Origin of the sequence: Chitinophaga sp. LS1, from assembly GCF_034274695.1 — a bacterium.
GTDB lineage: Bacteria > Bacteroidota > Bacteroidia > Chitinophagales > Chitinophagaceae > Chitinophaga.
In genome coordinates, this window is sequence record NZ_CP128362.1 from 7,978,918 (window position 1) to 8,005,275 (window position 26,358).

Here is a 26,358-nt window from a genome sequence, read left to right on the forward strand (position 1 = left end):
TTTGCCAGTTCTTTCAGCCGAGTGACAAAGGAGGGGCCAGCATACAATTACTGGAATCTGACATACTGAGAAAATACAAATGCGAAAACTGCCCGAACTAATTCATCAATATTATTGATGACATTTTTTATACGAAATTTGTTTTTTATAAAATTAATTACATATCTTTGCCGTCCCAACGGAAAAAGCCGGTGGTATAAAACAAACGCGGAAGTAGCTCATTTGGTAGAGCACGACCTTGCCAAGGTCGGGGTGGCCGGTTCGAGCCCGGTCTTCCGCTCAAAAATAAAGGGTGTATCGATAATTCGATATACCCTTTTTTCATTTAGGCACCTGTCAGAAATTTCCCGTTGTTTATCACGGTACATACCAACAATGCAATTTTTGCTAATAAATGTAAACAATTGTTAACCCACTTGCATATGCGGGAATGTTTTCTAACATTGCGATTATGAAGAAAAACCTGATAAAAAGTGCCTTCGTATTAATGACACTTTGCGGCCTGGCGCAAGGTGCAAAAAGTCAGGACAAAACACACCCAAATGTCATTGTCATTTACACTGATGATCAGGGTACATTGGACCTGAATATTTACGGTGCAAAAGATCTTGCCACCCCCAACCTGGATGCACTCGCTGCCACAGGCACCCGTTTCACCAGCTTTTATTCCGCCTCTCCTATTTGTTCACCATCACGTGCTTCGCTGTTGACCGGCCGTTATCCTCAACGGGCAGGTCTGGCTGGCAATGCCAGTAGCAGTCATGGCGAAGAAGGCATGCCGGGTAGCCAGTTTACCATGGCAGAATTGTTTAAAAAAGGGGGATATAAAACCGCGCATATCGGTAAATGGCACCTGGGGTATGCCACTGAAAGCATGCCGAATCAACAGGGATTCGATTATTCGTTCGGGTTTATGGGTGGTTGTATCGATAGCTACTCTCATTACTTTTACTGGAATGGGCCGAATAGACATGACCTGTGGCGCAATGGTACGGAGATATGGGAACCGGGGCAATACTTCCCTGACCTGATGGTGGCCGAAGCAGGTAAATTCCTCGAAGACAACAGGAACACCCCATTCTTTATGTACTTCGCCATCAATATGCCACACTACCCTTTGCAGGGAGAAACCAAATGGCTGGAATACTACAAAGACCTCTCCAATCCAAGAAGGATGTATGCCGCTTCCATCTCTACCATGGATGAAAAAATCGGCCTGTTGTTGAAAAAAGTAGATGACCTTGGACTGAGAGAGAATACCATCATTGTATTCCAGTCAGATCAGGGGCATTCGCAGGAAGATCGCACCTTTGGTGGTGGTGGATATGCAGGACCTTACAGAGGTTCAAAATTCAGTGTATTTGAAGGTGGCGTGCGGGTGCCGGCTATCATCAGCTGGCCGGGGCATATACCTGTTAATACGGTACGTAATCAGTTTGCTGCAAACATTGACTGGTTCCCTACACTGGCAGAATACTGTCATCTTACATTGCCATCCAATAAATTAGATGGTCTGAGCATCGTAAAGGTCATCGCAGGCGCAAATCAGAATTCCCCTCATAAAATCTTCTTCTGGCAAAGCCAGGGAACCAAAACCGATCCTCAATGGGCAGTGAGAGAAGGCGACTGGAAACTGCTGCATAGCCCCTTTCAGGGGAAAGAAAATGAAAAGCTGATGCTGGTGAATATGAAGACAGACAGTTCAGAAACGACCAATGTGGCGGCACAACATCCTGAAATTGTACGTAGCCTGCAAGCGAAGTACGATGCATGGATCAAAGAAGTAGAACAACAGTAATGATCATATTCGTACAGACTGTTATGTTTTCGCACAGGCACTATCCAAACTACCTTCCAGATTAAATCATTGCCTTACCTAATTAAATACAAATAATATTTAATATCTGTACCTTTGCTCCCTATTTAATATCCCTATGCTAACAACTAAAGAGAACACCACACCTCTCTCTGAGGAGGCTATTATCAAAATTAAAGAGTTCCGCTACGACTTCTGGAAATTCTTCCTGGGCACCTTCATCATCGGAGTAGCCGGCATTATCACCACCTGTATTTATAAAGGCTATGAGCTAAAGATCTCTTCCCGCCAAACGGAGAATGAATACCTGAACTCCTACATCACTCAATACAATAACCTGTATACCTCCGACTCTCTCGGTAAATACGACAAGATCGCCGAGATGTTCGAAGTACTGTCTATCGCCACCACCGATGCTGATATGCAACAGCGATGGGATTCACTAAGACGTTATTTTCAGGGAAAGATCCAGTTGATCACTGATTCTATCGGCAGGTACAAAGATTCTGTTGCGGTGGCGTCTATCAAGGTAGATAGCTTTAAACAGGTGCAGCAGGACCTGGAAGTAAAGATCAATACCCTCGCCAAAACGAAGTCAGAAGGGAATAATGAAAAGATCGTAAAACTACAGGTACAACAGGAACAGTTAAGAGACAGTGTTTCGACCAGGCAATTACAACTCAACAGGTTTGCAAATATCAAACTGAATGCGGAGAAGTATGCCCAGGAACGCATGATCCATCCACCTACGTCCTTACCTGCTGCTGAAAAGAATTATGAAATTGTATATGACCTGGATCGATATACTGCACTGGGTAATACAAGTGAGATCATTGAAGGGATTGCAGTGAAGATAAATAGTATCAATGAGCAGACAGGCGCTATTTCAGTAACGGTGGATAAGAATGATCACAATGCACAGACACTGGAATTGAAACCCGGAAGTAGTACGCCTATGCTGACGTTCGGAGATGATACCTTCCAGGTGAAGATTACGATGAAGAGTTGTGAGGCACACATTATGCCCGGAAAGAAAGTAGCGAAGTACCAGATTATTGTACAGAAGCTGAAAGCGTAATTACCATGAACGCATATTAGCCGGATACCAGATTATTATATAAAAACTGAAAGCCTGTCACACAAAGGCTAAAGCCACAACCTTTCACACAAAAGCTACAACCATCAATACCATAAATGCATCAATACTCCCTTGGTGCATTTACTCCTTCTCCTCCTCCAATTTAAATTGCATCGCCTTATCCGCTTCATCCTCCAACTTAAACTGCATCGCCTCAGCCCCCATCTTATCAGCCTCTTCTTCCAACCCCGCATCATCATTCACCGGCACCCCAGCCTTCATCTGCATGGTAGCCTCTACCCTGCCCTGCTTCTGCTGTGCTACATGCCACGCCTCATGTGGCAAATGCCTTTCCTGCCCGGGTGCAATATGAATATCAGTTCCCTGTGCATAAGCATGGGCCTGCAACTGTGCAGGCTCTGAAGAGTTATAATGCACATTCACATCATCCATAGAAATACCAGATAGATTTTCTACCCCTGCCTTCAGGTTATCGGGTAAACCAGTATTATTTTCTTTTAGTTGAAAAGGCTGCACCGCCTCGCGGGATATACCAGATGAACCCTGGCGATCTTCTGTAACAGTAGGATTGTGATGCGTTATTTGAGGTTCGTATGCCATATAAAAAGAATGTAAAGTAATGTACTAAAAATTCTCTGAATTCCATAATAACATATACTACTATAGGGTATTCTTCACTTCAAAAAAAATTACTAATTTAATAAAAACATTACTGATCAGTGCGAAAGAACCCATTTGTTGTAATTTCCAACCAATTTCTTGTATAATCTATTGTTAATGAATTTGTGGCATCCTATATGCTGCCAATTCCCCAAATAGGAATTATGGAATCACATGCCGTTAAGATCATCGAAATCCTCGATGTTACACACGATGTAAAATGCTTCAGACTGGAAAAGCCCACAGGATACAACTTCATCCCGGGACAAGCTACTGAGATCTCCCTTTCCATCCCCGGCTGGGAAGAAGAACGCCGACCGTTCACCTTCACTGCACTGAACGAAGCACCCTACCTGGAATTCACCATTAAGGGATATCCGGATCAAGATGGTGTCACAAAACGCCTACATGAGCTAAAACCGGGAGACACAATCAATATACACGATGTATGGGGCGCTATCTCCTACAAAGGTCCCGGCTACTTTATCGCCGGTGGTGCTGGTATCACTCCTTTCATCGCCATCCTGCGACAACTGTACAAGGATCAAAAAATAACCGATAATTATCTTTTCTTTTCGAACAAAACAGCCGCTGATATCATTTATGAATCAGAGCTGAACCAGATCCTTGGCAAAAACATCCGCCACACCCTGACGAAAGAAAAGAAAGATGGCTTTGACAACAGGAAGATAGACGCCAGCTACTTAAAAGAACAGATCAAAGATTTCAATAAACACTTTTATGTATGCGGTCCTGACCAGATGGTAAAAGACATCAGTGCCGCACTGGAAGAACTGGGCGCCCAGACAGATGCCGTCGTATTTGAAAAATAATGACGCCCTTTTTTACCAACCTGTAGATAAACTACACATACACTCACTCACAATTAATTAATTTTATGACTGACACTTCAGCAACAGTAAAGTCTACCTCCATAGACGCTCTTTCTGTTAATACCATTCGCTTTTTATCCATTGATGCTGTTCAAAAAGCCAATTCCGGCCACCCCGGCCTGCCATTAGGCGCCGCACCTATGGCGTATGTATTATTTAACCGTATCATGCGTTACAATTCCAGTGACCCGAAATGGTTTAACAGGGATAGATTTGTACTCTCTGCAGGACATGGTTCTGCTTTATTATACAGCATGCTTCACCTCACCGGCTATGACCTTTCGCTCGATGACCTGAAACATTTCAGACAGATCGGTTCTAAAACACCCGGTCACCCTGAAAGCATGCTTACCCCTGGTATTGAAGTGACCACAGGTCCATTAGGACAAGGCCTCGGCAATGCCATCGGTATTGCGATGGCCGAAGCACACCTCGCCGCTAAGTATAACCGGCCTGATCATAAAATTATAGATCACTTTACCTACGTAATCGCCAGCGATGGTGATATGATGGAAGGAGTGGCCTCTGAAGCTTCCTCTCTGGCAGGCCACCTGAAATTAGGCAAGCTCATATGCCTGTATGATGATAACAAGATCTCACTGGATGGTCCTACCAGCCTCGCCTTCACTGAAGATGTGCTGAAAAGATATGAAGCATACGACTGGCATGTGCAAATCGTTGAAGATGGAAATGACCTGAATGCCATCGAAGCTGCTGTGCAAAAAGCACAACAGGTCACTGACAAACCTTCTATCATCGCCGTACGTACTATCATTGGTTATGGTAGCCCGCTGGCAGATTCCAATAAAGTACATGGTAGCGCCATGGGCGAAGAAAACGTGCGCAAAACAAAAGAGTTCTATGGCGCAGACCCCGACAAACAATTCTATGTGCCTGCCGAAGTAAAAGAGCACATGCTGTTCCGCACTAAAGAAGGAGCAAAACTCCAACAGGAATGGAACAAACAATTCGATGCATATAAATCCGCTTTCCCTGCCGAAGGCAAAGAACTGGTTTTAAGCTCCCATGATGAATTACCAGAAGGATGGCAAAAGAGCCTGCCTGTGTTCACAGAAAAAGACGGCGCATTGGCTACCCGCCAGGCGCATGGCAAGGCGCTGCTGGCCTTAAAAAAGGCCATTCCTTACATTTTTGGAGGTAGTGCAGACCTTGCTTCTTCCAATGACATGCCGCTGGATTCAAAACTGAGTTTCCAGCCTGATCATTATGAGGAAACAAACATCTGGTTTGGTGTTCGTGAACATGGAATGGGATCTATCCTGAACGGAATGGCAGCACACAAAGGTGTTCGTGTATATGGCGGTACCTTCCTCACCTTCTCCGATTATATGAAAGGCTCCATTCGTTTAGCTGCCCTCACTAAAGCACCTGTCATTTATATTTTCACCCACGACAGCGTTGGCCTTGGTGAAGATGGTCCTACCCACCAGCCTGTCGAACAGGTAGCTGCACTGCGTGTTGTGCCCAATCTCGTGACTATCCGTCCCGGTGACGCGAATGAAACGGTACACGCATGGCGACTGGCACTGGAAAGAAAAGAAGGCCCTGTTGCGCTGATCTTAAGCCGTCAGAAATTACCGGTATTGGATCAGTCAAAATTCCCTTCTGCCGAAAATGTGAAGAAAGGCGCTTATGTACTGCAGGATAATGGGGAGGAATTACAACTGATTTTGATCGCTACCGGCTCTGAAGTGTCTCTGGCACTGGCTGCTCAGGAACAACTCAGTAAAGAAGGTATAAGCAGCAGAGTTGTAAGCATGCCTTCATGGGAACTGTTCGAAGAACAGGATGCCGCTTACAAAGAAAGTGTACTGCCTAAAAAATTAGTAAAAAGAATATCTATCGAAGCCCTCACACCTTTTGGATGGGATAAATACGTGGGTACGGAAGGAAAAGTGTTAGGCATCAATCGCTTTGGTGAATCCGGACCGGGAGAAGAAGTGCTGAAAGAACTGGGATTCTCTGTTGAGAATGTGGTCGCTGAAGCAAAGAAACTGATCGGTTAATGGCAAGCATATGAAAAAGGGAAGGCGCCTCATGGCTGCCTTCCCTTAATTTATTTAACCACATACTTCACCTCTGCCTTTTTTTAAAAATCGTAAAGCGTCAGCTTACGGATTGTGAAATATGGGAAGGCCCGGATGTAATATAAATTTACAATTTCATAACTTACAACCCATATTCCAATCTGTACTTTTGCAGTATATGGATGGGGCCAAAACAGAAATATCTTTACTCCATGATCTTGCCAGCGGAAGTTTTGCTGCTTTTGAAATATTGTATCATCAGTACAAGCAGGCTGTATATGCGAATATATATAAGATGATAAAGCAGCCGGCAGCAGCAGAAGATATCTTACAGGAAGTATTCCTGGCTCTCTGGCAGAACCGGGAAAAGATTCATCAGGATAAATCTGCAGGGGGATGGCTTTTTGTGGTGAGTTATAATAAGGCAGCTACTTATCTTAAACAGCAATTAAAATCGGCTATAATACTGGATGAATATCCTGAAAACCTTCCGCAGGAGGAACAGGATGATGATGAGCTTTACAATATACAGCTTTCTATAGTAGAAGATGCCATCAACCATTTACCCGCCCGTAAGAAAGAAGTATTTCGTTTATGCCGCCTGGAAGGCAGGCCCTATGAAGAAGTAGCAGAAATAGTAGGTATCTCAGTGCCATCTGTAAAAGACTACCTGAAACAGTCCACACGTTTTATTAAAAGTTATGTACAGGACGAATATACTACCGCCAGAAGTCTTACTTCCTTATCCCTGCTGATTATTTTCCTCGAAAATTACTGAGTTAACAATCTGGTAACATTAGAATCATCCCCTTTTATCCTCTCCGGGAGTATTTACTATTGAATGGAAGATATCCAACATCTAATAGAAAGATTCTGGGCAGGTAAGCTTACCGCCGTAGAAAAAAAACAATTGTTCGAGTATATGAACAGTGATGAAACTGCGTGGAAAGAATATATGGAGCAGGCATATACCGACAATCATGAAGAACTGCTAAGTGAGCCGGCAGGAGAAAGAGTATTACAGGGAATACGTGAGCACCTGATAGTCCCTAAGAAGGTAGGCATTATAACTATGTGGAGCCGTTGGGCAGCAGCGGCGATGATTATTATTATAGCAGGATGGGGATTCTTTTATGTAAATAGGGATACTCATTTGCCCGTGAAGCAGACAGCATCTGTAGCGCAATTATTGAAGTACAGTAATACCGGCAGACATATGGAGGCACTCTCACTATCAGATGGTACTGAAGTGCAGTTACAACCAGGCAGTACACTTCGCTATTATCCATTATTTGATAGCCTGGAACGTAATATATTGTTAGAGGGAACTGCGTTGTTTAAAGTAGCAAAAGATAATAAACGTCCTTTCAGTGTTACCGCGAAAGGATTTACTACTACAGCTTTAGGAACAGTTTTTTCTGTAAGTACTTCACAGCCGGATAAACTGTTAGTAAAGCTACTGGAAGGAAAGGTAGTTGTAAAGGCCGCAAGGGGCAGTGATCTTGTAATGAAAGAAATGTATTTAACACCAGGACAGGAATTCGTTGTTAACACGGTACTGAAACAATTTCATGTTGATAATACGATACTGCCCAAAGACGTACATGCAAGAGAGCATATCATTATCATGTCATTTAATAAATCGAAGTTGCAGGAGGTATTTGCTCAACTGGGCAGCTATTATCATGTACAGTTTGATTTAGATACTGCAGCAATAGAAGGATTGTCATTCACAGGAAAATTTGAAAAGTCAGACTCCCTGCAGGTGGTATTAGCAGCCATATGCAATATGAATGATCTTACATTCAGTAAAGAGGGAAGGAAAATAATCATCAGCAAACCACAGTAAATCCGGATTTATAAGCATACTGTAACCGCTTCATGGGCGGAACAGAATACCTATTGTCAAAATTATAAAAGAAAAAAATGCAACATCACAGGTTTTTTCGACATTTTATAACACTCTGTCTATTATTAATGAGTCTTAGCGTACAGGCACAGCAAACTGCCAGGATCAAGGGAATGGTGGTGAATGAAAAAGGAGAGAGTATGCCTGGCGTTACTGTTCAGATGAATGAAACCGGCAGTAAGGATATCAAAGCTACTATGACCAATGAGAAAGGGATTTATACATTTGATCATTTAACAGTAGGTAGTAAATACGATTTTATTTTCACTGCTGTTGGGTATGCAAAATATATTTCCAATGCTTATCTGATCAATGACAGTGATAATAACTCCTTACTGGTAAGAATGAGTATTGCTACAAAAGCATTGGGAGATGTAGTGGTGATTGGTTACGGGCAACAATCAAGGGCTAGAGTAACCGGCGCTATCTCTCAAGTGAAGTCGAAAGAACTCAGTAGATATAACGGGAGTAGCTTTGCGCAGCAACTGGCAGGTAAGGCGGCTGGTGTAGTTATCAATGATGCATCCGCACAACCAGGTACAGATCCCCAGATAGTAATCCGTGGTATAGGTACATTAACGGCAGGAAGAAGTCCGTTAATAGTAGTAGATGGATTTCCATTATCAGAAGGATCTTCTTTTAATTCCATCAATCCACAGGATATTGAATCAGTAGATATCCTGAAAGATCCTGCTTCCGCTGCCATCTATGGTTCCAGGGCCGCTAACGGCGTGATCTTAGTAACAACAAAAAAAGGAAAAGCAGATCAGTTTAAAGTATCATTGGATGTATATGCCGGTACACAGCAAAGAGCAGATCGTGTTAAATATGCAGATGCTTATGAAGCGGCTACCTTTTTTACAGAGGCAAGAGACTGGGGATATGTGTCAAAAAATCCGGCTAACAGAAGCATTAACGACGACAGGGCTACACGTATTGCAAAAGGTGGTAGTTTGCGTGAACTACGCCTGAATTACCTGGATCCCTACCTGGCAAAACAACCAGGGCTTACTAATACTAACTGGCAGGATGAGGTATTCAGAGATGCGCAGATGAGCAGTTACAACCTGGCTATCTCCGGTGGATCTTCAAAGACAAATTATTATGTGGCGGGTAATTATTTAAATCAGCAGGGAATTGTAATCAGTAACGGATTAAAACGCTATAGTGGTACCATCAAACTGGATACTAAATTATCTGACCGTTTTGATATGGGGGTAAGCATCAATCCTTCCTGGAATTCACAAAATTACTTTGATAATAACACTAACTGGTCTAATGATCCGATAGCTGATATCTACATTATGTATCCGTTTTTCAGTCCGCGTAATGCAGACGGATCATTAGCGATTAGTAAACAGATTATCGCCAATACACCTGAAGATGGTGCATTGGGAGAAAATGCAGTAGCACTGGCTACAAAGATTAAGAATAAGAGAGATTTTTTCAGAACATTTGGTAATGGATATCTTTCATATAAATTACTGGATGGGCTGAAACTAAAAACAATGGTGGGTGCAGATGTTGTCAGTAATCTGTTCGACTTTTATAATCCCTCCGATATAGGACAATACAGAGGTGCTGCACCTAAACCAGCAAGTGCGATAGAGACAAGAAACATGAATGTGAATTACCTCTGGGAAAATACATTGAATTATTCAAAAGGCTGGGGATCTCATAACCTGGATGTACTGGCAGGTTATACTTTCCAGAAAGAAACAGGATCAACTACCATTGTAACAGGTTCAGGTATTGCAGATAATAATATTACTAACATAGGAGGTGCTAGTGCATTTACGGCAGTCGCAACCCGTTATACATGGGTACAGATTTCCTACCTGGCCCGCGCACAGTATGCTTACCGGGATAAATACCTTTTATCTGCCACAATAAGAAGGGATGGTTCTTCCCGTTTTGGTGATGACAGAAAATGGGGGAATTTCCCCTCTGTAACAGCAGGCTGGATATTGAGTAGGGAACGATTTTTCCCGCAATCAAATGTACTGACCTTTACCAAACTGCGTGCTACATATGGGCAATCCGGTAATAACCAGATAGGATCATACAGCTCAAAAGCACTTGTAAACGCTTCTAATTACGTATACGGTAATACACTCGGAGCTGGGTTTGCTGCCACTACTACTCCCAATCCTAATCTATCCTGGGAAACAAAGACATCCACCAACCTGGGTATTGATCTGGGCTTATGGAATCATTTTAATATTACAGCAGACTATTATAGTGCTATTACAAAAGATCTGCTGCTGAATGTACCCGTTCCAGATGCTTCCGGCTTCAGTAACTCTATACAAAACCTTGGGAAGGTTAAAAACTCAGGTTTTGAAGTGGAGTTATCTGGCACAGAGATAGGCCTGGGGCCGGTAAAATGGAGCTTTAGCGGAAACCTTGCTACTAACAGGAATGAAGTAATGGCATTGGCGCCAGGTCAGCAACAGATTATTTCAGGCGCTGAAAGTAATTTCCTTACAAGAGTAGGCGGACCAATAGCTGAATTATATGGATATAAAGTAACGGGCGTGTATAAGACACAGGCAGATATCGATAACACCCCTCACATGACAGGCACACTTACAGGAGACTATAAAGTGGAAGATATTAATCATGATGGTAAGATTGATACAAATGACCGTATGGGGTTTGGTACCTACAATCCTAAATTCACCTATGGGTTCTCAAATAATTTCTCTTATAAGGGACTTGAATTGAGTGTTGCTTTTCAGGGAGTTCAGGGTAGAAAGATATATGACAGGCAGATAGCTTTGTTTGATGAAGCAGGAGAAGGATTTTCTGTACCTAGTAAATATTATTATGATAACCGTTATCATCCTGTTGATAATCCTAACGGATTCTTAGCCCAGCCTAATCTTGGTAATTTATCCAGCAACAGGAAGTTGACACGCGCATCCAATATGTTCTTTAAGAAAGCAGATTATCTGCGACTGCGCAATATTCAGCTGGCATATAACCTGCCGGCAGCATGGACTTACAGGGTAAAAATGTCTGCTGTAAGAGTATATGTTACCGCCAACAATCTATTCACTATTACCGATTTCAGAGGCTACAATCCGGATGCAACGTCTACAGACAATGTATTAACTAATGGATTGTCAATGGCCAATTATCCTGTAGCAAAATCATTCATCGCAGGCTTTAACGTCACCTTTTAATTACTTATCATGAAGAAGATCAGCTTTATTATATTATTGTTCTTATGCAGTTCCTGTACAAAGGAATTATTTCAGAACCCTTCTACTGACAAAGAGTCAGGAAGTTTTCTAAGTACCGAAACAGAGGTAGAGGAGTATGTGAATGCAGTATATGCCAACTTACAGTTCAACGGGTTATATGGCCTGTATATGCCTGCGCTTACAGAGATCCCTTCTGATAATACTTTTGATGAAGTACCTGCCAATGATGATGGTATTTACGGACAATTGGACCAGTTTACCCTGATCCCTTCCAATGCTATTATTACGGCTGCCTGGCAGGACTCTTACAAGGCTATCCAGAAGGCTAATGTAGTACTGAACCGTATTGATAATATTCCATATGCAATACCTGCTACTAAAGAAGCCCGTAAAGGAGAAATGAAGTTCATTCGTGCATTGCTCTATTTTAACCTGGTAAGATTATATGGAAATGTACCTTTAGCACTGAAAGAAACAACAGATCCTAATGTATATTTCGGACAGGGTCGCACTCCGGCAGCAGATGTATATATTCAGATAAAAAAAGATCTTACAGAAGCAATTGATGAACTGCCGGTTTCTTCCACACAGCCAGGGAAAGTAATCAAAACGGCTGCACAGTCATTACTGGGGAAAGTATACCTGACACTGAAAGAATATACCAATGCGGAAACAGTGCTGATGGCAGTCGTTAACTCAGGTAAACACCACCTGATAACAAATCCGGCAGATGTTTTCAGTATCAGTAATGAGAACAATGCAGAGATTATATTTGCAGTGCAGTTTGCATCGGGGATAAATGGAAATACCGAAGGAAGTACGATGTTTCAGCAGTTTAGCCCTTCCGGTACTCAGTCAGGAGCAAAAGGACACAATCTGCCAACAAAAAGTTTATACAATCTATATACCCCTACTGATAAAAGAAAAGGAACATATATTGATGTTACTGCTTCAGGAGTACCTTATTGTAAAAAACTTTCCTTGCCAGTGACTGTTATTACAGATGGAGGCAGTGATGTGGTTGTATTACGCTATGCCGATGTATTGCTGATGCTGGCAGAAACAGAGAATGAACTGGAGAAAACCGCTGCCGCTATCTCTTATCTGGACTCCATCAGAACAAGGGCGGGCCTTACTGCCACCAATGCTATCACGCAGGTCGATGTAAGGAGCGCCATAGACCTGGAAAGAAGACTTGAACTGGTAGGAGAAGGGCAACGCTGGTTCGATCTGGTACGCACAGGTACTGCCATAACAGTAATGAATAAATGGTTTAGTGATAATGGCATACTGACCACAATTGACGCACATAATCTTTTAATGCCTGTACCACAGGGACAAATAAACACAGATCCTACAGTAAAACAAAATGAAGGTTATAATTAATCATATGAAACAACTGCTCACTTTTTTATTATTGTTATCCGCACTGTCGGGCAAGTCACAGGTGAATGCTATTATCAGTGAATTTAAGAACCCGGCAGGGAAAGAAGTACTGGTAGCCGCTCATAGAGGAGACTGGCGCGATGCTCCGGAGAATTCTGTTGCAGCTATTAAACTGGCCATCGCAATAGGCGTGGATATAGTAGAATTAGATGTACAGAAAACCGCAGATGGTCAGCTAATCATTATGCACGATGAGAAAATAGACAGAACCACTACCGGTAAGGGAAAAGTGGGAGATTTTACACTCGACTCCCTGAAGAAACTGTATTTAAGAAACGGATGCGGTGTTCCTACTCAACACAGGATTCCTACACTGGAAGAAGCAATGCTGGCTGTAAAAGGAAAAGTAATGGTGAACCTGGATAAATCTTACAGGTATATCAATGAATGTTATGTAGTACTTGAAAAAACAGGTACTGTTGAACAAGCTATTTTTAAAGGAGATGCACTGGCAGCTAAAGTGAAAGATGATTACGCTGCTGTATTGAAAAAGATATATTACATGTCTATTGTATCACTGGATGATGCAGAAGCATTCAACACCATCCACGACGCAATAACACAGATAAAACCAACCGCTTTTGAATTGCTATTTAAAAGAGATACTTCTGCTGTTTTATCCCATCTGAAAGAAATCAAACAATCAAGATTATGGGTAAATGCCTTATGGCCTAGCCTGAATGGCGGTCATTACGATGATATGGCTTTTGATGATGGCAATATAAAAGATAGCTGGCAATGGCTGCTGGATAAAGGCTTTAATATTATTCAAACAGACAGACCTGCTTTATTACTCGCCTATTTAAGAAAAAAGGGACTACATAAGTAATCTTCGAATTATCCAACTATTAGTTGAAAATCTCTTTATTCCTCCATCATTACAGATATACCTTTGTTTTTATAGAAAGCCTCAGACGAAGGGTCTGAGGCTTTCTTCATTATTTAATTATAAACTCATTGTTATGCATTTTCAATTTTAATTTTGTAAGAACTTTATGGAGGTAAATTAAAAAGATAATCATAAAATTGTATAAAAAAAGTGCGGAAAATGCACGTAAATTCTATACCAGGCCTCATGGCGCTACACTACAATCAACACGTCCATAAATCTTCTCTCAGTAAGTAGGACACAGTATAGGCGACAAACAAACTTTTAAAAATTTCGCCGAACAAATTCTACGCTACAGTATCAATGTTGGGTCGGATCCTGGTCTTTACTTCAATTAAACATACAATAATTCTATATAAAAAAAATTATCACCTAATTTTTACTGAAATTATTTTTCATTCAATAAAAAAAGCCACTACCTTGAAAGGTAGCGGCGGATCATTTTATCAACCAAAATCAAATATTTAAAATTAATCTCCTATTAAAATGAATTATCCATTTACCTATCTAGAACTCATTTCACAAATAGGCATTTGTAATTGATAATCAATACTTAAATGGTAATTTTGAAATGAGTTCTAATTGTATTATTCAGGTATCTGCATAATTCCTTTTCCGTCAGATCAATCATTTTTCCTCCCTTAATATTTCTGATCTACATTTCTCTCATCCACACTTATCCCCTCACTCATCCATCCCGGCATTGCCGTCTTCTTCAAATAATGATCAAAGAAACCTTGCATACGAATCGTAAAATCCTTCTGCGCCGGCAAATCTTCCAACGTATGATTACCACCTTTATAATTCAGTAACCACGCCGGACGCTGCAACCTACGCATACTCAGGAACAGATCCAGTCCTTGTGTAAAAGGTACTGCTCCATCTTTATCGTTATGAAAGATCATCAATGGTGTATGTATCTTATCAGCATTAAAAATAGCAGAATTGCTAATATACCCTTCCTTATCTTCCCACAGGCTCTTCCCCATTCTATACTGCTCTGATTCAAACTTAAACAGACATGGCGCACCATTCTGTCGCATCGCCGTATAGTTGTAAGTCATATTCACCACACCCGCACCAATATTCGCACATTTAAATACATCCGTTCTTGTCACGAGGTAAGCGGCTTCATAACCACCAAAGCTATGACCCTGTAAACCAACTGCATCTTTATTAGCAATTTTTTTATCAATCAGAGATTTCACCCCACTCACCACACAATTATACACACTCTCACCCGGCTTACCTATCACATAATGCACATCCGGACGAAATACCAGGTACCCATTGCTTACATAGGTACTAATATTGATCGTACTTGTGCTATACTCAGGTACAATATATTCATGCAGATCCTGGGAATGTGTTTCATAGAAATCTACAATCATAGGATAAACTTTTGTTGAATCATATCCCTCCGGCAGGTACAACAAACCTTCGTCATCTCTGCCATCAAAAGTTTTCCAACTTACTACCTTCACATCACCCCATTTGTAATCTTCCTGTTGCGGATTAAAATCAGTCAGTTGCCTTGTTTTCTTAAAATCAATATCACCATACCATATATCCGGGTTGACCTGGTAACTTTCCTTTGTAAAGATGCAGGAACGACCATCACCTGATATAGAACCAATCTTCACATTATAATCCGGATTATCTGCTACGCTTTCTACTTTCCCCACAGATTGCAATTTGTACAATCCACGTGACTTTGTATTTTCATTGAAACTACGCAGCAATATAGGCTTGCTCAGATCCATCCGTTCCATATATTCCGCTCCGTTCAGGCGCAACACCACTTTATGCTGACGGCCATACTGACCTGTCAGTGAATAAGGTTTGCGCTGACCTGTCAGGTCTACCGCCCACATATCATACCTGTCATAGAATACCGCCGTATTCCCACCATCCAGGTAGCCTGCCAGCCCATAAGCAGGATTACGCCCCGGTTGGTCCCACTCCTCATCATTCACAGGAAAACCAATCTGATCAGAGATGTTTATAAAATTGCCTGTACTCAGATCAATCTTTTCCCATATCTTTTTCTGTGTATCATAGTAAATAGCGAATTTACCATTCGGGCTCCAACCCGGCGTTTCATAACTATCTTTTGCAATCAGTCTTTTTTCTCCTGTATGTACATTTACCAGGTAAATGTCCACATTGCTATTATAGCGGTAATCGATATCCACTTTGTAAGGAGCCGGATCCAATGCAAGCACATAATCAAATGCTTCGCTGGATGGTGTCACCAGCTGACCATACATTTCAGGTGCTACTTCTACCACCGTCTTTGTATCGATGTTATACACAAACTTCGCCTGGTTCATCATGTTCTTGTCATACACCCCCCTGCGTTGCAAACGTTGTGTCACCGGCTCATTCCATGTCCACAGTTCCAGCTGGAAACCGGTATTCTGTGGTTGCGGACGCATCACAGGTTGCGCTGTACGCATTACATCAAGTACAAACTGTTTGGTTCCTGCTGTAACTGGCGGCGCCTGTTCGTTTACGCTATAACCTGCAGGTGCTTTTACGTCCCTGTAATCAAACACGAAGGTGGCCTTTCCACTTTTTATAGAAAAATAATACACCTTTTTGTCAGACAAGACCGTCCCCTCTTTCCTGCCCATATTAAAGTTAAAATCATCAATCGGTCCTGTAAACAACACCGCATGTTTTCCCTTTAACGGACCTGCCAGCAACTGGTTTCCCTTGACGTAAATAACCCCGCCGTCATAGAAATTACACCTGCCTACACCATTCAGTACAGTGCTGTCGCCAGTGTTTATATCTACGACTACCTGTTTACCGGAAGCGCTGTAACTCAAAGTCGTACCATTGTCATTACCAACAAAATAGCTACTCCGGGTCCAGTATTCTTCATGTCCGTCTTTCAAGCGTCTCAGCACAGTGGAATCATTTCTGGTGAACTTTATCCACTTTCCCCTGCCTATAAATTCAGGACTGTTCATATTACTAAAGGTGGTCGCTTTGCCACTCGCCGTATTCACCAGGTACTGTAAGCCCTGCTCATCTCCGCTATAGCGGTACAGCATCCACTGACCATCGTAGGATAGGGATGGCGTTCCAATTCTTTTCCATTCGTTATACGCAGTCGTATCGATTGTTTTTTTCTGAGCGACTGCGACCTGCATTCCCAGCAGTGCCACCAGCATTAATTTCCCTTTCATCAATTCTCATTTTTTAACAGGTCAATTACATAGCTCAGTTCATCCACCAGTTTGCTCGCACTACCACCATATCCTTCTGATGTCCAGCGGATCACGCCATTCTTCAGCACCACCTTGCGTGGAATACCAGATGACCTGAACACCGATGCCATAGATCTGAATACCTGGTCCTGTGCACCTTTGCTTGTAATTTCATCCAACAATACATTGAAGCGGTAACCTGATTTGCTAATATAGCTCTTGATTTCCTCTTTATAGTTTTTATTGGCAGCCTGCGTAGCAATAAAATAAAATGCGACATGCTTATCTTTCGCATATTTATCTACCACCATCTGCATACCGGGGAATGCTGATTTACAAGGTGTACACCACATGGCCCAGAAATCTATCACTACTATTTTATCTTTAAAATCTGTAGCACTGCTAACCGTCCTGCCATTTAAATCTTTTAATTTAAATGGAGTATATTTTTCACTGATCAGGTGAGACTTAATTTCAGATCTAAACTTCTCTACATCTGCTGCAGGTTTCAGACTTTCCATATATGCATCAAAACCATCTTCCTTCCCATTCTTTGCTACATATTCCTTCTTCAGTTTCTCAATCATACCCGGCGTAGCTGCATTATTACTTACACCTGTTTCCAGTACTGCCGCTGCCTGTGCTGCATTGCCGGTATGCTCCAGGATATCGATATGTGCATCATTCAGTTTTGCATTGGTGTAGATAAAGGCTGGAGAGATCATACGCAGATAGGGCATCGCTTCTGCATAGCGGCCCATTTTGTCCAGCATGCGTACCTGTACAGCCAGTTTTTTATCCAGCTGACTCATTGCAAATTCATCTGCCTGGTTGGGAGTAAAGCGCAGGTTTTCATTGTAAGAGCCATCATGTACTTTGCTGATCAGTTCTTTCATCATGGCATTTCCTAAAGGATATATACTATCCAGCGGCATACTGTTTGTCATGAAATGACGTTCTACATTCCAGCGATAAATTTCTACCAGGGAAGCGAAGTCCATTTGTGGCAGCAATGCAATCAGTTTATCGAATTGTCCTGTTGCCACATAGCCAACTGCGAGTTCCCTATAGATGCCGTAGTACATATACTGCTGTTCAGCACCGGAATCTTTGCGCATTTCTGCAACCGGGAAGTCCTGCAAAAATTTCTCCATCTTACCCAGTTTAGCATCGTTCTGCTCACTATTATAAGCAGCCGTATATGCCTGATGGCGTGCCTGACGACCATGAGGGTATTTAGCTAATAATACTGCTTTTACAGAATCCCCTTTGTGGGTATCTTTCAGTTCAAACTGATAAGTGCTAAAGATCTGGTAATAGTTAGATTCATCGATGTCTGGTAAACCTGCCAGACGAACGAGGTTTCTCTCCACCTTTTCATTGTATTCATCACCCAGGCTCATTTTCAGCATAGCCAGGTAATCACCGAAATAACGTGGCATGTACTGGGGATAATTTTTCATTTCCTTACGTATCCACATTTCCAGCGCTTCATCACTGATATTGAATTTTTCGAAGTATCCCTGCGGCGCATGACCGAAGGAAGGTTTACGGAATAAACCCCATGCCAGTGCGCCACCAGGCAGCGCTACACCCTGTTTATTAATAGTGGTTTCTGCAAAGCCATAATCACTATTGTTATCATAAGCGGCGATCTGACCATCCTGTTCTACATAGAATTTGAATGCTACAAACGCACAGTTCTCCGGCACTAAATATTTTGCATCATAGGTGCCATTGTGCAACTGCAGGTTCACATCATCCAATCCCCATCTGTAGTTGCGGTAGGTGTACACCATCCCACGGATATGCTCCTTTCCTGCCAGCGGACCGCCAGCGGGATTGTAATGAATGGTCAACGTATCGCCTGCTACGGGCACACCACTTTTTTGTAACCTGCTGCTATCTGTCTGGCTAAAGCCAACACCTGGCACCGCCAGCATCATAGCCAGCGCACTGATCCATGTATACTTCATTGTTGGGTTGTTTGTAAGGCGTACGGGAGAGAGCTGTGACACTCTCCCCCAACACCTCATTATGGTTGGTTTTTGTTACTCTGGATTTTGTTCTATCTCTGGATTTAACAGGATATACTTGTTGCCAATCGGGAAAACATAGCGATTACTGTTTGGCAATAATGTAGTGGTGACACCCTTAAAAGTGCGGGATATTGTTACCTGGTAGGCCGCATCTTTGTTCAGGCGTTTCTGGTCAAACCATCTGAGACCTGTACCGAAAAATTCTCTTCTTCTTTCTGCGATCACGAGTTGCATCGCGTCTGCACCGGTAGCTGCATCTACTGCTACGTAGTCGGTAGTAGCAAAACGTTTTTCACGGATGGAGTTGATCATACTCACAGCAGTGCTGGCATCATTTGAGCGGGCAGCTGCTTCAGCTATGATCAGCATCATTTCAGGCACGTTTGGCCCCTGGTAGAGCGGATAGTACTCCCGTGTATACATATAGCGGGAGTAGCCGTAACCATTGAATGTAGGATAGAAGTTACTACCTGGCCTTACGAACAGCTTATAACGCAGATCATTTGTACCCAGCAATGTGAGCAATGCTGTATCCAGCTGCATACCCTGGTAATATCCATTGCTGACCTTAGAGAAGATCACTTCAGGATCTTTCAGACGCTGTGGAAAGCCGGAAGTACTGGTCTGGTAATTACGCAGGTCAAGCAAACCATTCTGCAATGCCAATGCCTGTTCTGCATAACTACGCGCTTTGTCAAACTGTCTTATGCACAGGTATACCCTTGCCAGTACAGCATATACACCTGCTTTGGATGGACGGGTATTATAGTCTGGCAAAGATGGCAATGCATCTACAGATGCCAGCAGGTCAGTCAGTATCTGGTTGTACACAGTCTGTACAGAAGCCCTCTTCAAACTGGCGTACAAATCAGTAGATACCACCATCGGGATACCCAGGTCAGTAGAAGCTGTTGTACTGTCATACTGTTTACCATATAGATTTACCAGTACCCAAAAGGTATATGCACGATGTACCAATGCTTCAGCATAAATCTGCTTTTTATCGGCATCTGTACCTTTTGTACTGTTCAGCACACCTTCCAGCGTCAGGTTACAGTTGTAAATGGTTTTATACATTTTATCCCAGTCAGCATCAGATTGTGCATCTGCCCAGTATTGAGATTTCCATTGATAAGCATTGTAATAGATATCAGTCATCTGGATCTGTTTGTTCGTATCCAGGAACCGGGTATCATCGTTGGAATAGGTAGCCAGCCCGAAACAGTTCTCCATTTCGCTGGAGTTATCCATCAGCGCCCTGTAATCACTGGTATAGGTCAGCACCCGCTGTCCTATCTGATCGATCTCCACGTATTTGCGGCAACCTGTTGCTAACAGTGCAACCGCTATATAGAAAATTACTTTTTTCATTAGAATGATGCATTAATGTTAAACAAATAGCTGGTCACCGGAGGCGCACTGTAAAAACTGCTGCTGGCGTTCAGGTACTGCGGATCATATTTTTCCTTGTTCGCTGCCCAGATCATCCCCAGGTTACGCACATTGCCACTAATGGAAAGGCTCTTGATCACCTTCTTAGGCAACATGCTTTGTGGGAAATGATAACCCAGTGAAATCTGCTGCAGGCGGATATTGTCGCCACTTCTTAACAGCTTATCTGAAAATTGATAACGCTGGAAGCTATTGTAGTTCAGGTTATCGAGGCCAGGCACTATCGTGTGTGCTTCGTCACCTGCTTCACGCCATCTCTTTGCAAAATCTTCCTGGCGACCCAGTACACCATAGAAAGAAGAGTACTGAGGATAACCATTCACTGATGGTTTCATAAACTTACCACCCATGTAATAAGTAATCTGTACCTGCAGGTCAAAATTCTTATACCTGAAGTTGTTCAGGAATCCCCCATAGTAAGGAGCAGCTTTCACACCTGCATATTTCAGGTCATCTTTACTAAAAGTGGTTGGAATCGCTTCTGTACTTTTGATGATCTTATTATTCTTATCGTAGATCTGCGTCTGACCGGTTTCATCCAGGCCTGCAGAACGGTATACAAACTGAGCTCCGATTGGATAACCATCCAACGTCTGTGCACCGCCTAAGAGAGCATTCACAGTAAAATTGTTGTAACGGCTGTCTGTTACCTTATTAGTGCTGTAAGCAAAGTTGATGTTAGACCTGAAGGTCATATCTTTTGTATCCATCCAGGTGGCTGTCAGCCCCAGGTCAATACCATGGCTCTGGAGTTTACCTGAGTTGAAGTATACGTAAGACCATCCATAAGTAGAGTTGTACGGCTGGTACACTACAATACCATTGCTCCATTTATGATATACATCGATGCTGGCAGTGAGGCGGTTGTTGAACACGCCGATATCCAGGCCACCATTCAGGGTGCGGGTAGTTTCCCATTGCAGCTGCTGGTTAGCCGGATTGCTGATAGTACCTGTTGGCAACTGTGTGTTATTGTCAGTAGAGCCCAGGGTAATGACGGCTATATTATAACCTGCCAATGGAACAGAACCACCTGTACCGTAAGTCAGCCGTGCACTCAGGTTACTCAGCCAGCTGAATGACTGCATAAAGTTTTCCTGCTGAACGTTCCATTTACCACCTATAGACCAGAAAGGTTTCGCACGTTTGCTGCGATCAATACCTAACAGGGTATAATCATCAAAGCGGGCACTACCAGACAGGTCATACTTCGCTTTGTAATTGTAAGCCACATTACCAAAGTAAGACAGGTAACGGTTCCTCTGCTCTGTGATGGCACTCAGGTTATTACCAATCTGCTGGGTGTACCCATACATTGTATTGTAATAGGTGGATGGATCGATGGAACCAAAGGTATTTGCATCCTGATCATATCCATAACGGGTACTCGCATCACCTTTTGTATACGTCTGGCGTATTTCAGAACCTGCCAGCGCTGTAATGTGATGATAACTGTGAATGGTTTTATTGAAATTCAGTTGTCCGCGCAGTGCATATTCACTGTTCATAGACTGCTGGATATAATAAGTACCCCCGTAAGGAATACTATACACTGGTCTGCCCGTAGTAGAAGATATAGTAGTAAAAGTATTCATATTCATACGACCCACATAGCTGTCTATTTCATTGATCGTGCTCAGGTAATAGTTATAACGCTGATACTGACCAGATACATCTGCTGTCAGCCATGGCGTGATCTTAACATTGATACCGGAATTGAATCGGGCTGTATTGGCAGTACTCTTGTTATTGCTATAGTTTAACTCCTGGATAGCGTTATAGGTAAAGGGAAGATAACCAAGGTTCGTCAGGCTGTCTGCAAATTCCGGACGGAATTTAATAGAACGTTGTATCAGGCTACCATCGCTGTTTACCAGCATATCGTATGGACGAAGAGATGTGGTAGTAGCGCCCAATGCATCTACTGCGGCCTGGTTCGTTTTTGTATTAGCAATCTGGTAGCTAAAACCTGTACTGATCGTCACCCTGTTGTTCCACAGTTTATTGGAGAGGTTAGCTGTCAGGTTAGTATTGTCAGCATTGTTACTTCTATAAATTGGATTATCCCTGTTATGGTTGGCAGAGATGTAATAAGAATTGACATCATTACCACCGGAAATAGACAGGTTATACTGCTGTGAGATTGCTTTGCGTAGCAGGTATTGCCTGATCTGTCCTTCATTACTGCGTTTAGAAATTTCATCTATGGCCGCATCCGCTTCTGCCTGTGTCGCTTCGCCACGCTGTACTTTGAAGAGCCATTCCTGCACTTCACTTGGATTACTTGCATACAAAGGATCATAATAATCACTCTGCTTGGCATCAGTAATAAATCCCTTGTTCACCAGGTCTTTTTCCAGGTCTACATACTCAGCAGTGCTCATCCAGTGCATTTTGGAAAATTTTGGCGCAGACGCCACCCCAACGGTGGAAGAAAAGTTCAACGTAGGTAACCCTTTCTTACCGTGCTTGGTCGTGATCACGATCACACCATTCGCACCTTTTGCCCCCCATACAGAAGTGGCTACCGCATCCTTGAGGAAAGTGATCTGGTCAATATCTTCAGGGTTGATTTTAGACAGTACAGTATTGTTGGCCATCTGGGAATTACCAATGGAGGTCAGTCTTTGGTTATCACCGACAGCAATCATGGGGAAACCATCTATCACCACCAGCGGTTCTGAATTAGTAGCATAGGTATTGGTACTTCTGATCTGTACAAGACCGGTGTTCACATCTATTTTCACACCCGGTACCTTACCTTCCAGTCTTTGCATGATATCAATTGTAGGTGTAGCTGCAATTTCTTTTGCAGTGATCACACCATAAGACCCTGTCGCTCTTTCTTTGGAAATCGTCTGGTAACCGGTGCTCACACTCACAGTAACTTCATCTACATTCACCACCTGTCTTTTCAAAGCAATATCAAGTGTGGTGGTATTGGTGATCTTTATCTCCTGTGGCTCAAACCCTACAAATGTAATTACCAGCACATCGCCCACTTTTGCATTCAGGTCAAAATACCCTTTTGAATTGGTGATCACAGACACGGGGCTATTCTTCACCTTCACAGTCGCACCTTCCAGCGGGTATCCACCGGCCTCGTGCACGATACCTTCTACAGGTACAGTACTGATCACTTCAGGTACACCAGGCAGTTTTATCTTCTTACTCACGAAGATCGTCTGCTCGCGGATCAGGTATTGCAGGGATTGATTTTTGAAGATCAGTTCCAGGAACTGGTTCAGCGGCATGTTAGTCGCTGCTACAGAAACCGGAGCGGCTTCAGACAATAATTCACGGTCACAGAATACGAGATATCCTGTTTGCGTACGAATAGTAGAAAATGTTTTTTCCAGCGAAATATTATTGCCGGACATTGTCACTGATTGAGATCGACCACTTGCATAAACCCCCATGAATGCAACGGTCATTAATACGATGGTTAGCTTCATAACTAACATAATTTTGGCTGACAACCGGCTTCCATAAAGCCGGTAAAAAGGCATGACACGGTCGGCCCGGTCACAAAAAGCAATTTTTTGCATACCTTGCATTTGGTTTGGTTGATTGAAAAATTCAGTTGTCCCTAAATAATTGTCTATTCAGTGCATCCGGACCTTAGCCGCTCAGAATCCTACCTCTGGGCGGTTTTTCGTTTAGACGAACTTATATTGAAAAACAATTCACATGGTTGTGGTGCTTACGGTAATACGATCAGCCGTTTACCTTCAATTCTAAAATGTACCCCTGATAGTTTTAACCCTTCCAGTACCTGTGCCAGGCTTAGGTTACGACCTATTTCGCCATAGAATCGGCTGGTTGGAATACCCTGTTCATAAACCACCTCGATATCATACCATCTGGCCAGCTGATGCATGACCGCCTCTACTCCCAAATCATCGAAGTTGAAGACCCCATCTTTCCAGGCTGTTACCTGTGCTGTGTTTATGTGACTGTTTACTGTGATATCATCGTTCACCTGCGCCTGTTGGCCCGGTTGCAATACAACCGCTGCGGCACCTTTGTTCACCCTGATACTTCCCTGTATCAGGGTCGCTTTGATTTGCTGTTCGTCAGTATAGGCATTGATATTGAACTGTGTGCCCAGTACCTGTACTTTCATTTGGTTGGCTACTTCTACTACAAAAGGATGAACTGCATCTTTTGCTACATCGAAGAAGGCTTCACCCGTAATCGTGACGGTCCTATCACTACCTGTAAAGGCGGTGGGATATTTGAGGGAACTACCTGCATTGAGCCATACAGTGGTACCATCCGGCAATACCAGTTTGAACTGCCTGGCATTCGGCGTATGGATCATGTTGTAGCTCACGGAGGCGGCTTTGTCTGCATTGTAGCTCAGACTACCATTCTTTAATGTCACCGTGGTTCCATTCTGGTTGGCAATCACCCCATTACCGGTACTATCCAGGGCTATGACCTGGCCGTTCGCGAGGGTGAGCACGGCACCACTTTTACCGGGTTGTACATCATTCACTGTTGCGACTTCCATTGGTGGTAAAGGTCTGCGTTGTGGTTTGAAAACGTACCAGGCGGAGGCGCCCAGTACAATGATGGCCGCTGCAGCAGCAGCGCGGCGCAGGAATGGCATTCTCCTGACTACCCCTTCTTTATGTTGTAAGCGCTCCTGCATTGAAGACAGAAACGCAGGCGACGCTGGCACATAATCCACTTCTCCTGCCTGTTGCAGGATACGATGGAACGCATCGGCCTCCACTTCAGCATACCAGCTAAAAAAAGCCAGCTCCTCCGCTTCGGTCAGTGTACCGCTCCTGTATTTATGAATTAAATGGATGATCTGCTCGTCGCTCATATACTAGAGACGAACTCGTGAAAGATTCGTATACGCTGTTTTGAAAAAAAAATGCTAATGGCCCCTGGACCAGACGATGAGGAGGAAGGTAAATACACCACCATGCTCATTCAGAAGCTTTTTGAGGGTATGAAAAGCTGCGTAAAAATGTTTTTTGACGGTGACTACAGCGATCCCGCATTTGGCGGCAATTTCTTCAAAACTGAGTCCTTCCTGTGTGCGCAGCAGGAAAATCTCCTTTTTCTGAGGATCGAGGGTATCGATGGCACGGGTGGCAATGTCATGGTATTCTTTATAAACCAGCTGATGATCACCACCGGTAGTGGCATCGTCCTGATGCCGGAAGATGGTGTCGATGGCTTTCAGGTGCACCTTTTTGCGCCGGAGGAGGTCGAACAGGAGGTTTTTGGCTACCCGGAAGGCGTAGTCTTCAAATGACCGTACCAGTAATAACTTCTCTTTTGTTTTCCAGATACGGAGGAAAGTCTCCTGCAGGATCTCTTCGGTTTCGTCCTTATCCTGGGTAATAAAGGTAATGGCAACCTGCAGACGGGGGTAATGATGGGTATATAAATAACCATATGCCAGCTGATTTCCGTCCGCCGCTTCTCTTACCCATGTTGTGAATTGATCCGTCAAATGATTAATGCAAAATTATGGTGCAAGATACATCGAAAAGGAGTAAGAAATAAGAGTAACCCATACATAAATCGCCCATAAGCCGTAGATAAGCCGCCTCTATATAGATGCGGCTTATCTACGGCTTATGGGCGGGTTATAGGCGGCTTATAGGCGGGTTATCTCCCTGACTGTATGAAGGGTATTACCTCTTTTACCTAACTT

Annotated in this window: 16 protein-coding genes and 1 tRNA gene; 10 read left to right on the forward strand and 7 right to left on the reverse strand. The window is 43.1% G+C overall.

The window, feature by feature from the left end; all coding sequences use genetic code 11:
- Positions 1–207 precede the first annotated feature (207 nt).
- From QQL36_RS32685 to QQL36_RS32695, 3 genes are all read left to right on the forward strand, one after another.
- Positions 208–280, forward strand: a tRNA-Gly gene (locus tag QQL36_RS32685).
- 171 nt (positions 281–451) lie between these two features.
- The gene (locus QQL36_RS32690; protein ID WP_321568146.1) at positions 452–1,798 is read left to right on the forward strand and encodes a sulfatase-like hydrolase/transferase; all 1,347 of its coding nucleotides are present in this window, start codon (positions 452–454) and stop codon (positions 1,796–1,798) included.
- A gap of 136 nt (positions 1,799–1,934) precedes the next feature.
- Positions 1,935–2,894, forward strand: coding sequence for a hypothetical protein (locus QQL36_RS32695; protein WP_321568147.1), 960 nt, complete (start codon positions 1,935–1,937; stop codon positions 2,892–2,894).
- A 141-nt stretch (positions 2,895–3,035) separates the two neighbouring features.
- On the opposite strand, the gene QQL36_RS32700 is transcribed toward QQL36_RS32695, so the two are convergent.
- Positions 3,036–3,515: a DUF4157 domain-containing protein gene (locus QQL36_RS32700; RefSeq protein WP_083729939.1), complete on the reverse strand. Its 480-nt coding sequence runs from the start codon at positions 3,513–3,515 to the stop codon at positions 3,036–3,038.
- Between the two features lie 224 nt (positions 3,516–3,739).
- On the opposite strand from QQL36_RS32700, the gene QQL36_RS32705 reads away from it, so the two are divergent.
- The 7 genes from QQL36_RS32705 (at position 3,740) to QQL36_RS32735 (ending at position 13,909) form a co-directional block, all read left to right on the forward strand.
- Entirely contained in the window at positions 3,740–4,408 is a 669-nt protein-coding gene (locus QQL36_RS32705; RefSeq protein ID WP_321568148.1) for an FAD-binding oxidoreductase, read from the forward strand.
- A gap of 65 nt (positions 4,409–4,473) precedes the next feature.
- On the forward strand, positions 4,474–6,495 hold the full coding sequence (gene tkt / locus QQL36_RS32710) for a transketolase (protein ID WP_321568149.1): 2,022 nt from the start codon (positions 4,474–4,476) through the stop codon (positions 6,493–6,495).
- Positions 6,496–6,694: 199 nt separating this feature from the next.
- Positions 6,695–7,294 (forward strand): RNA polymerase sigma factor, encoded by a 600-nt coding sequence (locus QQL36_RS32715; RefSeq protein ID WP_320576403.1) that lies wholly within the window; start codon positions 6,695–6,697, stop codon positions 7,292–7,294.
- Positions 7,295–7,357: 63 nt separating this feature from the next.
- Positions 7,358–8,365: a FecR family protein gene (locus QQL36_RS32720; protein WP_321568150.1), complete on the forward strand. Its 1,008-nt coding sequence runs from the start codon at positions 7,358–7,360 to the stop codon at positions 8,363–8,365.
- 128 nt (positions 8,366–8,493) lie between these two features.
- Positions 8,494–11,613 (forward strand): SusC/RagA family TonB-linked outer membrane protein, encoded by a 3,120-nt coding sequence (locus QQL36_RS32725; protein WP_179091354.1) that lies wholly within the window; start codon positions 8,494–8,496, stop codon positions 11,611–11,613.
- 9 nt (positions 11,614–11,622) lie between these two features.
- Entirely contained in the window at positions 11,623–13,020 is a 1,398-nt protein-coding gene (locus QQL36_RS32730; RefSeq protein WP_321568151.1) for a RagB/SusD family nutrient uptake outer membrane protein, read from the forward strand.
- Positions 13,021–13,024: 4 nt separating this feature from the next.
- Positions 13,025–13,909, forward strand: coding sequence for a glycerophosphodiester phosphodiesterase family protein (locus QQL36_RS32735; RefSeq protein WP_083729945.1), 885 nt, complete (start codon positions 13,025–13,027; stop codon positions 13,907–13,909).
- A gap of 701 nt (positions 13,910–14,610) precedes the next feature.
- Here QQL36_RS32735 and QQL36_RS32740 read toward each other — a convergent pair.
- From QQL36_RS32740 to QQL36_RS32765, 6 genes are all read right to left on the reverse strand, one after another.
- Positions 14,611–17,166, reverse strand: a complete 2,556-nt coding sequence (locus QQL36_RS32740; protein WP_321568152.1) for a prolyl oligopeptidase family serine peptidase — start codon at positions 17,164–17,166, stop codon at positions 14,611–14,613.
- The gene (locus tag QQL36_RS32745) at positions 17,166–19,163 is read right to left on the reverse strand and encodes a TlpA disulfide reductase family protein (protein ID WP_321568153.1); all 1,998 of its coding nucleotides are present in this window, start codon (positions 19,161–19,163) and stop codon (positions 17,166–17,168) included. The genes QQL36_RS32740 and QQL36_RS32745 overlap by 1 nt, the downstream gene beginning before the upstream one ends.
- A gap of 75 nt (positions 19,164–19,238) precedes the next feature.
- Positions 19,239–20,597, reverse strand: coding sequence for a RagB/SusD family nutrient uptake outer membrane protein (locus QQL36_RS32750; protein ID WP_321568154.1), 1,359 nt, complete (start codon positions 20,595–20,597; stop codon positions 19,239–19,241).
- Positions 20,597–24,133, reverse strand: coding sequence for a SusC/RagA family TonB-linked outer membrane protein (locus QQL36_RS32755; protein ID WP_321568155.1), 3,537 nt, complete (start codon positions 24,131–24,133; stop codon positions 20,597–20,599). The genes QQL36_RS32750 and QQL36_RS32755 overlap by 1 nt, the downstream gene beginning before the upstream one ends.
- A gap of 248 nt (positions 24,134–24,381) precedes the next feature.
- Positions 24,382–25,515 (reverse strand): FecR family protein, encoded by a 1,134-nt coding sequence (locus QQL36_RS32760; protein WP_083722030.1) that lies wholly within the window; start codon positions 25,513–25,515, stop codon positions 24,382–24,384.
- A gap of 54 nt (positions 25,516–25,569) precedes the next feature.
- Positions 25,570–26,154 (reverse strand): RNA polymerase sigma factor, encoded by a 585-nt coding sequence (locus QQL36_RS32765; protein WP_321568156.1) that lies wholly within the window; start codon positions 26,152–26,154, stop codon positions 25,570–25,572.
- Positions 26,155–26,358 lie beyond the last annotated feature (204 nt).

Bases quoted from the DNA above. Each gene is read 5' to 3' on its own strand.
- QQL36_RS32690 (WP_321568146.1), top strand. From the start codon at position 452: ATGAAGAAAAACCTGATAAAAAGTGCCTTCGTATTAATGACACTTTGC.
- QQL36_RS32695 (WP_321568147.1), top strand. From the start codon at position 1,935: ATGCTAACAACTAAAGAGAACACCACACCTCTCTCTGAGGAGGCTATT.
- QQL36_RS32700 (WP_083729939.1), bottom strand. From the start codon at position 3,515: ATGGCATACGAACCTCAAATAACGCATCACAATCCTACTGTTACAGAA.
- QQL36_RS32705 (WP_321568148.1), top strand. From the start codon at position 3,740: ATGGAATCACATGCCGTTAAGATCATCGAAATCCTCGATGTTACACAC.
- tkt (WP_321568149.1), top strand. From the start codon at position 4,474: ATGACTGACACTTCAGCAACAGTAAAGTCTACCTCCATAGACGCTCTT.
- QQL36_RS32715 (WP_320576403.1), top strand. From the start codon at position 6,695: ATGGATGGGGCCAAAACAGAAATATCTTTACTCCATGATCTTGCCAGC.
- QQL36_RS32720 (WP_321568150.1), top strand. From the start codon at position 7,358: ATGGAAGATATCCAACATCTAATAGAAAGATTCTGGGCAGGTAAGCTT.
- QQL36_RS32725 (WP_179091354.1), top strand. From the start codon at position 8,494: ATGAGTCTTAGCGTACAGGCACAGCAAACTGCCAGGATCAAGGGAATG.
- QQL36_RS32730 (WP_321568151.1), top strand. From the start codon at position 11,623: ATGAAGAAGATCAGCTTTATTATATTATTGTTCTTATGCAGTTCCTGT.
- QQL36_RS32735 (WP_083729945.1), top strand. From the start codon at position 13,025: ATGAAACAACTGCTCACTTTTTTATTATTGTTATCCGCACTGTCGGGC.
- QQL36_RS32740 (WP_321568152.1), bottom strand. From the start codon at position 17,166: ATGAAAGGGAAATTAATGCTGGTGGCACTGCTGGGAATGCAGGTCGCA.
- QQL36_RS32745 (WP_321568153.1), bottom strand. From the start codon at position 19,163: ATGAAGTATACATGGATCAGTGCGCTGGCTATGATGCTGGCGGTGCCA.
- QQL36_RS32750 (WP_321568154.1), bottom strand. From the start codon at position 20,597: ATGAAAAAAGTAATTTTCTATATAGCGGTTGCACTGTTAGCAACAGGT.
- QQL36_RS32755 (WP_321568155.1), bottom strand. From the start codon at position 24,133: ATGAAGCTAACCATCGTATTAATGACCGTTGCATTCATGGGGGTTTAT.
- QQL36_RS32760 (WP_083722030.1), bottom strand. From the start codon at position 25,515: ATGAGCGACGAGCAGATCATCCATTTAATTCATAAATACAGGAGCGGT.